Annotated in this window: 12 protein-coding genes and 1 tRNA gene; 9 read left to right on the plus strand and 4 right to left on the minus strand. The window is 33.4% G+C overall.

Annotated features, from left to right (window positions below; translation table 11 throughout):
* The 4 genes from CVD18_RS18890 to CVD18_RS18905 form a co-directional block, all read right to left on the minus strand.
* Positions 1-171, minus strand: a 171-nt coding sequence (locus CVD18_RS18890; protein ID WP_146052740.1) for a transposase, incomplete at its 3' end; no start/stop codon positions are given.
* Between the two features lie 719 nt (positions 172-890).
* Entirely contained in the window at positions 891-1,328 is a 438-nt protein-coding gene (locus CVD18_RS18895) for a TIGR02281 family clan AA aspartic protease (protein WP_103867072.1), read from the minus strand.
* Positions 1,325-3,934, minus strand: coding sequence for a CHAT domain-containing protein (locus tag CVD18_RS18900; RefSeq protein ID WP_158250505.1), 2,610 nt, complete (start codon positions 3,932-3,934; stop codon positions 1,325-1,327). Before CVD18_RS18900 ends, CVD18_RS18895 begins: the two co-directional genes overlap by 4 nt.
* Positions 3,915-5,903, minus strand: coding sequence for a PKD domain-containing protein (locus CVD18_RS18905; protein WP_103867074.1), 1,989 nt, complete (start codon positions 5,901-5,903; stop codon positions 3,915-3,917). Before CVD18_RS18905 ends, CVD18_RS18900 begins: the two co-directional genes overlap by 20 nt.
* A gap of 341 nt (positions 5,904-6,244) precedes the next feature.
* Here CVD18_RS18905 and CVD18_RS18910 point away from each other — a divergent pair, with 341 nt between their 5' ends.
* From CVD18_RS18910 to CVD18_RS18950, 9 genes are all read left to right on the plus strand, one after another.
* The gene (locus tag CVD18_RS18910; protein ID WP_103867075.1) at positions 6,245-6,832 is read left to right on the plus strand and encodes an RNA polymerase sigma factor; all 588 of its coding nucleotides are present in this window, start codon (positions 6,245-6,247) and stop codon (positions 6,830-6,832) included.
* Complete coding sequence (locus CVD18_RS18915) at positions 6,829-7,569, plus strand: tol-pal system YbgF family protein (protein ID WP_103867076.1); 741 nt, start codon at positions 6,829-6,831, stop codon at positions 7,567-7,569. Before CVD18_RS18910 ends, CVD18_RS18915 begins: the two co-directional genes overlap by 4 nt.
* 71 nt (positions 7,570-7,640) lie before the next feature.
* Positions 7,641-8,429, plus strand: a complete 789-nt coding sequence (locus tag CVD18_RS18920) for a TatD family hydrolase (RefSeq protein WP_103867077.1) — start codon at positions 7,641-7,643, stop codon at positions 8,427-8,429.
* Positions 8,430-8,467: 38 nt separating this feature from the next.
* Complete coding sequence (locus tag CVD18_RS18925) at positions 8,468-9,502, plus strand: asparaginase (protein ID WP_103867078.1); 1,035 nt, start codon at positions 8,468-8,470, stop codon at positions 9,500-9,502.
* Positions 9,503-9,570: 68 nt separating this feature from the next.
* Positions 9,571-9,658 (plus strand) — tRNA-Ser (locus tag CVD18_RS18930).
* Between the two features lie 82 nt (positions 9,659-9,740).
* Positions 9,741-10,550: a MotA/TolQ/ExbB proton channel family protein gene (locus tag CVD18_RS18935; RefSeq protein ID WP_103867079.1), complete on the plus strand. Its 810-nt coding sequence runs from the start codon at positions 9,741-9,743 to the stop codon at positions 10,548-10,550.
* Positions 10,551-10,651: 101 nt separating this feature from the next.
* Positions 10,652-11,146 (plus strand): hypothetical protein, encoded by a 495-nt coding sequence (locus tag CVD18_RS18940; protein WP_103867080.1) that lies wholly within the window; start codon positions 10,652-10,654, stop codon positions 11,144-11,146.
* 4 nt (positions 11,147-11,150) lie between these two features.
* Positions 11,151-11,759, plus strand: coding sequence for a biopolymer transporter ExbD (locus CVD18_RS18945; RefSeq protein ID WP_103867081.1), 609 nt, complete (start codon positions 11,151-11,153; stop codon positions 11,757-11,759).
* Between the two features lie 20 nt (positions 11,760-11,779).
* On the plus strand, positions 11,780-12,262 hold the full coding sequence (locus CVD18_RS18950) for a biopolymer transporter ExbD (protein ID WP_103867082.1): 483 nt from the start codon (positions 11,780-11,782) through the stop codon (positions 12,260-12,262).
* Positions 12,263-12,477 lie beyond the last annotated feature (215 nt).

Consider the following 12,477-nt stretch of genomic DNA (forward strand, 5'->3'; position numbering starts at 1 on the left):
GTCATAAGTAACTTTTAAACCAGCCTCTCCCTGATGGTCAAACTTCTTTCTCCAACTATAAAAAGTGCCAGTGCTAACTCCATACTTACGACAAGCTTCTACGATACCAATCTCTTCCGAAGTAGCTAGTATTTCTAACTTCTGGTCTAAAGTCCATTTCTTGTATTTCATATCTCAAATGTATTAGTTTGAAATTTAAAAGAACACTCCGAACTTATTGGGGGCTAAACTAACAAAGATTCCGATTAAAGGAATTAGTAAAATTATAGTAGGTATGTAAAAATACATTCCTTTTAAAGCTTTTAAATAGTTTCTTAATCCACTTCCAGTTTCCGAAACAAAATTCCAATAAACTGAGGTTTCAATATTTCCGTGGATTAGCCTAAAAATAAATAAGGATAAGATCAACAGCTTTACTGTCAAAATCAGATAATTATTTCTTATATATTTTGAAATCAATTTCATAATGTGCTGTAACGTTAGACAGTCTGATGTTTGATAAAATGTAGTAGCCTGCATATAGAGGCTATTGACATTTTAGTCTTTGTTGTTACCAATTTTTACTTATTTATCTCTGAAATATTGTAAGATGAACCGCATCCCCGTTTTGTAATTAGAATAAAAATACTGTTATTTTTTATAAGATTTGTTACAGGGAACTATTTTAAAAATTTATTAATAGGCATAAATAATTAGCCTCCCGTTGTATATTTTGATGCTCTTGAGTTCTAGAATCTATTAATTTAGTCTCTATCTTTTAGTTAATTAGAGTATAGGATGTTAGTGAAAAACTTCGGTATCCAGTGTTTGTTATTCGGTATTCCTTTAATTTTTACATTTAGTAATGAGAAAACCTCAGAATTTGGTATTCATAAAAATATCTTTTTGATTTACTTGAGGTACATACATTTTTTGTCGTAATCAATAACTGCTTTTCCTTTTTTTAAAATATCTGCACCGATGATGCCGTCTACTGGTTCTGCCTGATGGTTTATTAATGCAGTGTTAACATGAGTAAGATCGAATAATACGAGAGGAATCTTTTTTCTAGACCACTTTCCTATCTGAATTGTGTTTTTCTTTGATAATTGTGTGAGCATGTCTGTTGCACCAGCTCCCGCTGCTTTTACATCACTATCTTGAGTAAATAATGAAAATTTTTCTACTGCTTCAAATCCCACACACGAGTTGGATGCTCCTGTGTCTACAATAAAATTGCCTTCGATACCATTTAGTACTGCTTTGACTTCAAAATGACTTGTCTTGGTAACAACCAATCTGATTCTATTGTATTCTTTTTGAACTAAAAATTTACGGAGTGTACTCATGTTTTGTTTTGAAGAAACTTTGGTAAAAATAGTATAATTAATATGAATAAAACAATACCGATTATATACCACAGATAGTTTGGTGGGTTATCTGGGTTTATTTTGCCATAATATACAAATGAAGCCCAGTGATAAGGGGATTTTTTTATGTTTGAGATGCCTTCTGCATCTAGGTATTCTAGTTTTGCCCGATGTAGTGCTGTTGATGTGGAAATAGAAGAATTTAGATTTTTATAAAAATTATCCATTAATACAGAGGTGGTTTTATCATTTACTTTCCATAGCGAAAAAAGTAAGTTTTCTACTCCTGCATATTGAAACCCTCTAGCGATACTGATAGGACCTTCGCCCTTTGCTATTTTACCAACACCTGTGTCACAAGCGCTCAATACAATGAGATCTGTGTCTAATTGTAATGCATAAAGTTGGTTAACCAGTACATTTTGATCTCTAAATTGTATAGTTGCGGGTTTAGAAAAATCTCCTGAGGCGGCATGTGTAGATAGGTGAATAATGGAATGATCTTTTGTTTTTTCAAGAAAATGAGCATAGGTAGCTTGTTCTTTTTCTAGAAACTCTCCGTTGTAGAGTTGTTGTAGTGATTTGCTTTCTGATAAAGAAAAAGATAATTCTAGGGGTGTATTCTCAAAGACGGGGAATATGCCTAGCACTGTTTTGTTTGGATTGTTTGTAGAAACAGATGTCAGATATTTATTTGCCGAAATAGCATAGCTTACTTTGGTTGATTTTACTAAAAAAGGCATTTTAGCAAAATTTATAGTAGTCGTATTTTTTTGTAATAAGGATTCAAAAGGAACAAAAGACAAAGGTCCATCAGGAATGATGAGTAGTTTTTTTGTGTTTACAGGGATTTGTAATGCGCAGAACGTTTGATATGCATTTTTTGTAAACTCAGAGACCTTATTTGTAATGGTTGAAGCAGTATCAAAATAATGAATATACTTCTTAATGGTTTTCTTGAAAAGTGCTACGTTTTTTATTTTTTTGATGCTAAAAGAATCAGCGGCGATTTCAAATTGATACACATTTTTATCGCCATAAAAATATTCGATCAAAGTAGTATGGTCTTTTTTTAGTTTTTTTTGAAGAGCAACAACAGATAGCTGCTTTTTTGTAGCAAGTATATCAGGGTACTTATGATGTAAATTTTTTATGGTTTCCTGAAGGGCTATTGTTTTTATATTGTAAGATGTCTCCCATTTTTGAATATGAGAAATGTTTGCATCTCTTCCTTTTAGTTTTTCTTTTATAAGTAGGGTTTTATAATATATAAGCTCTTTATAAAGAAGAGTTTTTGCTGTTACCAAAGAGTCATTTTTATAATTTGATAGTACTTTTTTTGATAGCATTGCCTTACTTACTATAGAGGCTTTGGTATTCTCTGCGGCTTGTAATGCTTGCCAGCCATATTTTTCTTCTTTTGTAGATTGATATAAAGAAAAGAGAAGATCTATATATGTTTCTGTTCTGTTACGATTTTGGCCATGTTGAATAATTCTGGTATCCTGTAATGGGTAGAGGGCGTTGAGTTTATAATTTACCAGAAAAGCCAAGTCAATGGCTGTTATTGCTTTGAGTGGTTGTTTTGTTTGTTGGTATATATGTGCCTGTATGTCTAGAGTTTGTAGTAATACCTTGTCTGCAATGAGTTGCTCTGCATCAGGTAGTTTATTTTTTTTTGTGTATCGCGGTAGGAGAGCGGTGTAAATGTCATAGATGTTTTTCTGTGCCTCTGTAAATTTGGATTGAGATAATAGTAGGTCAATATAAACCAATTGCCATTTAGCAATATCTCTTGGTGTGGTGGTAGTGTCTTTTTGTAATTGCAATTTTGCTTTCAGAATATAATCTCTGGCTTTCAGAAAATTGTTTTTTTCTAGGGCAGTAGCAGCAAGTATTTGGTATGCATTTACTTGATTGCTGTCTATAGCAATTACTTTTTTTGCGTAGCTTTTGGCTTTGTTATAATTGCCAGTATTAAGGTAATTTGTAGCTATATTGGTCAATAAATTAAGGTTTTTAGGGTCGATAGTAAGACCTTTATTGAGTAGCTTAATTGATTTTGAATATGTTGCTAGATTGTTGTAGACTATAGAAAGATTGGTGATTGCAGAGATTATCTTGGGGGTGCTTTCTGATTGTTCTGCTAGATATAAGTAATTTTTGATAGTGGTTTCTGCTTTAGGTAAATCTCCTGTTTTTGTGTAGATATTGCCAAGAGGTTGTAAACAGTTTTCTATGATATCATAATTTGTTACGTTTCTTTTGTGATAGGTTGTCCAGGCTTTTTCATAATGAAAAATAGCTCTCTTGGTGTAGCCAAATTTGTTGTGGTAATATCCTAGATTACAATGTGTGATAACCCAAGCTACAAACTCTGTTTGAGTAGTGAGCTGGTTTTCTTTTGCTAAAATTTTTGAACTCAGCTCTAGAAGGGTAGTGTTTGTTGGTTCTTGCAAAAAATAATCCAGTTGATCGTATAGAAATTTAGAGGTTGTTGTCTCTTTTTGAGCGATCAATGTGTGGAAGCTACCAACTACAAAAATAGATAGCCAGAGGTAGAATTTAAAATTTCCAAATCCCATAGCACTGAATTTGAGAAGTTGGAGAATCGAAATTATATACATATCGAATTCCCAGACTGGGGCCAAGTCTTACGGTTCCAAAATTGAGCCCTACAAAAATACCTGTTTGCAGATTAGTAAAATCCTCTTTGATCTCTTTTGCTTCTTGAGTATCTATATCTTGATTTCTGATGATTTCTACCCCAGGATCATTTCTAAATACCATAAAGCTTTCTCTTGTTGTGTTTTGATTGTTTTTACTGGTGATATCGGCTTTTAACTGTATACCTGCACCCATTGCAAAAAAGTTATTGATATTATATCGGTATGAGGCAGGAATCGCATAGATAGAAATATTGTTATAAGTATTAGACTCAGAATATCTAATTAAGTTCTCGGTACCATTTGGCTGAATGGTACTAGTCTCAAAATTTCGCAATTGATCATACGACGATGCTGATGCCATTAATTCTGCTTGATAATATCCTCTGTATGATTTGAAAGGGGATATTGTGGCACCAACAAAATATTCTTTTTGATTATCGAGCGTGGGTACTATTATATACCCAGCTTTTGCACCTATAGAGATGCCAGGCATAAAACGTGTTGTTGCATAATTGGTAATAATAGGGTCATTTTTATCAAAATAGATCGCAGTACGGCTCTGGGTCTTTTTTTTATGAAATTTTTTGCCAAATTTCATAGAGTAGCGCACATACCCCTTGGTAGAATCTATCTCTGATACATTTTTTTGTAGACTCCCAGGAAGATAGATTCTATTGAATTGAAAAATAATTTTGTCCTTTTTTAGGATCGTATCCAGACAACTATAGTTGACTTCTTTTTCTTTTGGGCAAATAGGGCATTCAGGATACATGCCTTCGATTTGTAGGGTAGATTTATCAAACATTTCGGGAGTATCTACTTCTAGTTTTATGGTGTTGGCTGGTCCCTCGCCATTATTTTGAAAGCGAACCCTGAATTTTAAACGCTTGAATCGTAAAAATCTATAGTTCATCAACCAACCGTTGGAGGACATTTTGTTTGGGTCATGAGAGGTAATAATCTCCATTTCTGTATCCTTTACGGTATGATTATCATAATTGACATCAGGTACATAGATACTTCGTAAAGTAACAATAGCACTGGTGTCTTTTATCATTTCTGGAGTGGTTTTTAGAGTTCTGAAAATAGTACGTTCTTCATTGGGCTTCATGTTATCAAATGATATCACTTGATAATTGCGGTATAGCGCTTTAGACTCTTCTAGAGTAAGTGGTAGGTTCTTTCTTTTGGTAGTGTCTTGTGCAAATAACGTTCTGTTGTGTAAGATACTGTTTGAAGAAGAGGCGAGCAAAGTGTGGTCATCATTCTCTGAACGTATTTGTGATATGATCTGCATAGGAATAATATGCTCATTATGGTGCATTCTGGTATCTTCTATGGTAAAATTGTCATTCTTGAATTGAGTATCATTATAAAAAAGATATAATTTTCCGTTAGAAACATAATTATTGGTGTTTTTATAACTAGTGATAAATACCATTTCCTGATCTGGGATAGGCTCTCGATTTCGTTTTAAGATTAAATTCTCTTCTTCTTCAAAAGGAGAATTTGGTGCAATAGAAGCTTCATCATTATTAGTTGTTATAGTTACAGATTTGGGACGACTTGCAGGAGGTTTGCCATTGTCATAATTATTGGTTGCCCAAAGTCTGGCGGTGTATGTGCCAGATGAGGTATATTGATGCTCAGGATTTTCTTTGAAACTATAATTACCGTCTCCGTATTCCCAAAAATAGGTGTAAAAAGCTTTTGGAGCTCCTGCAATCTGATTTAAAGGAGGCATTTTGGAGGTGTACTTTACCTGAGAGCCATTGATCTCATAAGATATAGGAGCAACTCTAGGTATGGTGTCGTTTGTGAGGATTTGAGCAAAACCCGAAAAAGGTAGAAGTATACTGTAATACAAGACTATAAGTTCTCTCATGATTCATGATTAGTGGTGGCTAAATATAAGTAATACCATTTTAACTTTGAAATAGCACTAATAAACTATTTATTTTTTACCTTAAATAATTAGAAAATAAATTCAATTTCTATACACACCATTTCAAAGTTAAAAAGGTGTGAAAGTTAAATTTTCAGTCTGATGAAAAATATTCCGGAAGAATAATCTCCCGGAATATGAACTGAAATTTGCTGTAACCCCCATTACCTATATTCGCATATTTCAGATTTTACTTTTTATATTATTATATCAACAGCTTTGGTTTTTTGTTACCCTGTATCATAAAACTTTTATAAATTAGAGACTTCTATAAATTACTTATGGCAAATACCAAGATACATGCTGATCAGAAATATATTGAAGCTCTTTTGAGGAATGATACCCTTGTGCTTACCGAGATGTACAAAAAATTTGCACCAAAAGTCATTGGATACATAAAAAAGAATAGCGGTGATGAGCCTGTAGCACAGGATATAATTCAAGAAGTCTTGATTACAATTTATAAGCAAGCAAAAGAAAAGGGATTACAGCTTACCTGTCCGTTTGATGCTTATTTCTTTTTACTATGTAAACGTAGATGGCTGAATGAACTTAAAAAAAATACTGATTCTTTGGTAACAATTAATGAAGAGATTGTATCTATAAGTGATGAGAGTATTCATTTTGTAGAAGAAACAGAGATTTTTAATGCTAAACATGAGCTTTATAGTGAGATGTTTGATGAATTAGGGAAAGCATGTAAAGAGTTATTAAAAGCAAGTTTTACTATAAAATCAATGGAGGAAGTAGCTTCAAAATTGGGGCAATCCTATGGGTATGTTCGTAAAAAGAAATCCTTGTGTATTGGCAAGTTGACGCAGCTTATTCAAAACTCTCCTAAGTTCAATCAAATAAAGAAATTGTTATGACCCCAGAAGAGAAATATGAGTTATTTGATAAGTATTGCAGTAATGAGCTCTCTGAGCAAGAACAGCAGCTAGTAAAACAATTGATGCAAGAGGATGTTTCTTTTGCAGATGAGTTGCTATTGTATCAAGAGGTAAATACGCACCTTCAAACACGTTTTGACGTTGATCATGAACAAAGAGAGTTAGAAAGTAACCTGAATAAAATTAGAAATTCATATAACAATACAATTTCATCAGAAAAAAATACTAGGATTATAAGGATACCTGCATGGGCGTATGCTGTTGCTGCCAGTGTAGTGATTGCTTTTGGAGTATATTTCTTTGATCAAAAAAATCCCGTTTATCAAGATTTTGCAAATATACCAGAGTTATCCATTGCAGAAAGAGGAAGTATGGAGGAGGATAGTAAAAATGCAGAAAATGCCTTCAACTCAAAAAAATATCAATTGGCAGAAGGGTATCTTTTGTCATTGCTATCAAAAGATAAAAAAAATACCAAATATCAGTTTTACCTTGGAATTACTTTGTTAGAGCAAGGCAAGCATGCAAAGGCGACAGATGTTTTTAAACAACTATACCTTGGAGATTCGGTATTTAAATATAAAGCGATATGGCTTGAGGCACTAAACCAATTGAAGCAAAAGAAGTACGATAAGACGATAGAATTATTAAAAACTGTACCAGAAGAGGCAGAAGATTATGAACAAGCTCAACAATTGCTGAGTGCTTTATCGTAAAACTGCTACTATCTTTTCTAATATAAAATGATATTATAATAATCGCATGCTAAATTTATTATTTTTGCGGCATGATACTTACTGATACCCATACCCATATTTATAGTGATGCCTTTGATGAGGATCAGGGAGAAATGATGCAACGCGCAATAGATAATGGAGTACAACGTTTTTTTGTTCCTGCAATTGATTCTGCATATACCCAGTCTATGTATGCTATAGAATCAAAATATCCCGAGAATGTTTTTTTGATGATGGGGTTGCACCCTACGCATGTCAAAGAGAATTATAAAGAAGAACTGTTGCATGTAGAAGAGGAATTAGAAAAACGTTTTGATAAAAATTCTGATACAAAGTTTTATGCAATTGGAGAGGTCGGTATCGATCTATATTGGGATACGACATCATTAGAAATACAAAAAGAAGCTTTTTTGCATCAAATTAGATTAGCAAAAAAATATAAATTACCTATTGTAATACATTGTCGAGAAGCTTTTGATGAGGTTTTTGAAGTGTTGGAGTCAGAAAAGGGAGATGATTTGTTTGGGATTTTTCATTGTTTTACAGGAACCATAGAAGATGCTCATCGAGCTATAGGTTATAATATGAAATTAGGTATAGGCGGTGTTGTTACTTTTAAGAATGGTAAGATAGATACTTTTTTGGATCAGATATCATTAGATCATATTGTTTTAGAAACTGATGCCCCTTATTTGGCTCCCACCCCTTATAGAGGTAAACGTAATGAGAGTTCGTATCTAATTAATGTTCTCGAAAAACTCGTTGATATATATCAAAAACCAATAGAAGAATTGGCTGCAATTACAACTCGTAACTCTAAAGATATATTCGGGGTTTAAGTAAACTCAATGTGATTTAAATTTCGTTCATTTGCTGTATGAATATTTCACCAAACATACTACTTATATATACAGGAGGGACCATTGGTATGGTAAAGGATTTTAAAACTGGAGCCTTGGTTGCGTTTGATTTTGATGAACTGTTATTAAATATCCCAGAACTCAAACAATTGGATTGTAGTATTGATACGATTAGTTTTGAGAAACCCATTGATTCTTCAGATATGAATGTAGATCAATGGACAGAACTTGGGGGTATTATTAATGATGCTTATAATGATTATGACGGGTTTGTTGTTCTACATGGTAGTGATACTATGTCATATACTGCATCTGCAATTAGTTTTATGTTTGAGAATCTGGCAAAACCTATCATTTTTACAGGGTCTCAATTACCCATTGGGGATCTTAGAACAGATGCAAAAGAAAACCTGATTACAGCAGTGCAGATATCTGCATTGCAAAAAAAAGGAAAACCAGTAATTACAGAAGTAGGACTTTATTTTGAGTATAAGTTACTAAGAGCAAATAGAACCACAAAAGTAAATGCAGAACATTTTGAGGCATTTCAATCCCTTAATTATCCATTTTTAGTAGAATCAGGAGTTCATCTTAAAATTAATAGCGCATATGTATTGCCTGTCAATAGGCGAAAAAAATTGGTGTATCATACTCATTTTAATAATAATATTATTGTAGTCAAAATGTTCCCAGGGATTAATGAGCATATTTTGAAGAGTATTTTTTCATTAGAAACTATTGAAGGAGTTATTTTGGAGACGTATGGAGCAGGCAATACAACCACAAAAAAGTGGTTTATTACTATGGTTTCTGATCTAGTAAAAAAGGGTGTTCCTGTGGTCAATGTAACTCAATGTATAGGAGGAAGTGTCGAAATGGGGAAATATGATACCAGTATTGGTCTCAAAAAAGCAGGTGTTATCTCAGGAAAAGATATGACTACAGAGGCAGCAGTGGCAAAATTGATGTATTTGTTGGGCGAAAATTTGCCCCTTAAGGTGCTCAAAACCATCTATGAAACTTCTATTCGAGGGGAAATCTCAGAAAATTAACGCCTCAAATTTCACACTTTAACATTTTTTTTGTTATTTGCTCATCCTTAATTTTATTGGGGAAACTTAGAGAGGTGGCCGAGTGGTCGAAGGCGCACGCCTGGAAAGTGTGTATACGTCAAAAGCGTATCGAGGGTTCGAATCCCTTCCTCTCTGCATTATTATCAAATTTTTAATAGAATATATATTATTTTTATATCTTTAACCCTTTAACTAATTAAAATTAAGAATCAGCGCAATGAAAAGATTATTTTCTATTCTGGCAATCGCAGCAGTAATGACTTTTGGAAACTTACAAGCATCTACTGCACCTGCCCAGTTATTAACGGCAAATGTGCAATTATTAATTGCTCCTATAACTAATACAACAACAGCTCAAGAAGAAACGGTATCAGAGAAGCCATCTGAAGACATATCATTTCATCAGAATCTCAAAAAACGTTTTATTCAAGGGGGACCTGTATTTATGGGTATCGTACTTATATGTTTGATTTTGGGTCTTGCGATCGCAATCGAAAGAATTATCTTTTTAAATCTTTCTACAACAAATACTAAGAAATTACAACAAAACGTAGAGGATGCTCTAAACAGTGGTGGAGTTGAAGCAGCAAAAGAAGTTTGTAGAAATACAAAAGGACCTGTTGCATCAATATACTATCAAGGTCTTGAGAGAGCAGACGAAAGTATTGACGCAGCAGAAAAAGCAGTTGTGGCATACGGTGGTGTTCAAATGGGACAATTAGAGAAAAATGTATCATGGGTATCATTATTTATCGCTCTAGCTCCAATGCTTGGATTTATGGGTACAGTAATCGGGATGATTACAGCATTTGATAAAATTGAAGCAGCTGATGATATGCAACCATCTCTTGTAGCAGGAGGTATTAAGGTAGCACTTCTTACAACTGTATTTGGTCTTATTGTTGCAATTATACTTCAAATATTTTATAATTATATCGTGGCTAAAATCGATAGAATTGTAAACGACATGGAAGATGCTTCTATTGCTTTAATCGATATTCTTGTAGATTACAAGAGAAAGAAATAATCGATGTTCCTAAAAAAATCTGAAGTATAAGATTTTTTAGTTTACACTTTTATGTAATTCAAGGATTCGTGAATGTGCGATCCAAATAAAAAAATAGTCACATGAAAATTTCAAAAATATTATCATATGTCGTAATGGCTATAGGTATTTTAGGAGCAGTTTTATTGTTCCTGATGAGTAATAGCTTTGACGATATTATGGAAAAATATGGTATTACAGAAACCAAAGACCTTGTTAGAGAAGGTGGTTCTGTAGAGATACTAAACGAAGCTACATCACTGGTAACTCCATTATACACACTTACACTTGTTGTTTTTATAGGTATAGCAGTAGTTACATTGATTGCCGTTTTTTCTGCCTTAGCAAAAAATCCATCTAGCCTTAAAAATACAGCAATAGGAATCGTAGCTTTCCTTGTTGTAGGGCTTATTGCATATTTTATAGCAGAAGGAGTAGAAACACCATTAAGAGATGGAGAGATAATAACCGCAGGTGAATCCAAATGGGTTGGTGCTGGTTTATATACATTTTATTTCTTGGCTGCTACCGCGGTTGGATTGATGTTCTTCTCTGGAGTTAAAAAACTAATTAAGTAAGAATATGGCAAGAAGAGCAGCACCAGAAGTAAATGCAGGATCTATGGCGGATATTGCCTTCTTACTTCTTATATTTTTCCTGGTTACTACCACGATCGAAACAGATACAGGTATTAGCCGTAAGCTTCCTCCACCACAAGAGGAGGATGTAATTCCGCCAGTTCTTAAACAAAAAAATATTTTTGTTGTAGAGCTTAATAAGAATAATGATCTATTGGTAGAAGAATCTCCTATGGAATTAAAAGACCTTCGAGAAGCTGCTATTAAGTTTTTAGATAATGGAGGTGGAGCAGGAGCAGAAGCATGTAGATACTGTCAAGGGTCTAAAGATCCTTCGTCGTCTGACAATCCAACGAAAGCTGTAATCTCTTTAAATAACAACAGAGAAACTAATTATGCTACTTATATTGCAGTTCAGAATGAGCTAGTAGCAGCGTATACTACGTTGCGTAATAGAGAAGCACAACGTATTTACGGTAAAACTTTTGAGCAAATGGAGAAAGATTTTGATGACGTAAATTTCTCTGGAAGCAAGTCTAAGCTTAAAGAGGATATTAAGAAAATACAAGCTTTGTATCCAGAAAAACTTTCAGAAGCAGAACCAAAAAAATAATAACATAAAACAGAATTCTTATGTCTAAGTTTAAAAAGAAAAAGAGTGGTGAATTACCTCCCGTTTCTACGGCGTCATTACCAGATATTGTATTTATGTTATTGTTTTTCTTTATGGTTGCAACAGTGATGCGTAAGAATACATTAATGATAGATAACAAATTACCAGTTGCGGATCAAATAGAAAAATTAGATAAGAAAAACTTGGTAATGTATATTTATGCTGGTAAACCTAGTTCAAGATACCGCTCTAGTGCAGGTAATCAGGCTAGAATACAGCTTAATGATAAATTCGCTGATGTAAGTGAAGTCAAAGCGTTTGTTTTGGCGGAAAGAGCAGCTAGAAGAGAAGAAGAAATACCTTTTCTTATTACAGCCCTAAAAATAGATGGTAAAACTAATATGGGTCTAGTTGGTGATATCAAAAAAGAATTAAGACAAGTTCAGGCATTAAAGATTAATTATACGACCAAATCTGGTAGTGCTACTGATAACTTTAAATAATTTAATTACCAGTATATAAAATATCTAAGTATGATATTGTGAATCCTGCTCCTTCTTGGAGCAGGATTTTTTTTGTTTATCCAATAACTATTCTGGGGTAGACTTCTGAATATAAAAAGGCTCTAGTTTATAATTGCGTTGATATTAGTTTTTGATATTGTGCTTCGATATTTCTGTAATTCTTTATAGCGTTAACATCTAGGACAGTTTTTTGT

This window comes from Aquimarina sp. I32.4 (assembly GCF_002924285.1).
Lineage (GTDB): Bacteria > Bacteroidota > Bacteroidia > Flavobacteriales > Flavobacteriaceae > Aquimarina.

What these genes read in the sequence shown, in the direction of transcription:
- CVD18_RS18895 (WP_103867072.1), bottom strand. Translation starts at nt 1,328, where the DNA reads ATGAGTACACTCCGTAAATTTTTAGTTCAAAAAGAATACAATAGAATC.
- CVD18_RS18900 (WP_158250505.1), bottom strand. Translation starts at nt 3,934, where the DNA reads ATGGGATTTGGAAATTTTAAATTCTACCTCTGGCTATCTATTTTTGTA.
- CVD18_RS18905 (WP_103867074.1), bottom strand. Translation starts at nt 5,903, where the DNA reads ATGAGAGAACTTATAGTCTTGTATTACAGTATACTTCTACCTTTTTCG.
- CVD18_RS18910 (WP_103867075.1), top strand. Translation starts at nt 6,245, where the DNA reads ATGGCAAATACCAAGATACATGCTGATCAGAAATATATTGAAGCTCTT.
- CVD18_RS18915 (WP_103867076.1), top strand. Translation starts at nt 6,829, where the DNA reads ATGACCCCAGAAGAGAAATATGAGTTATTTGATAAGTATTGCAGTAAT.
- CVD18_RS18920 (WP_103867077.1), top strand. Translation starts at nt 7,641, where the DNA reads ATGATACTTACTGATACCCATACCCATATTTATAGTGATGCCTTTGAT.
- CVD18_RS18925 (WP_103867078.1), top strand. Translation starts at nt 8,468, where the DNA reads ATGAATATTTCACCAAACATACTACTTATATATACAGGAGGGACCATT.
- CVD18_RS18935 (WP_103867079.1), top strand. Translation starts at nt 9,741, where the DNA reads ATGAAAAGATTATTTTCTATTCTGGCAATCGCAGCAGTAATGACTTTT.
- CVD18_RS18940 (WP_103867080.1), top strand. Translation starts at nt 10,652, where the DNA reads ATGAAAATTTCAAAAATATTATCATATGTCGTAATGGCTATAGGTATT.
- CVD18_RS18945 (WP_103867081.1), top strand. Translation starts at nt 11,151, where the DNA reads ATGGCAAGAAGAGCAGCACCAGAAGTAAATGCAGGATCTATGGCGGAT.
- CVD18_RS18950 (WP_103867082.1), top strand. Translation starts at nt 11,780, where the DNA reads ATGTCTAAGTTTAAAAAGAAAAAGAGTGGTGAATTACCTCCCGTTTCT.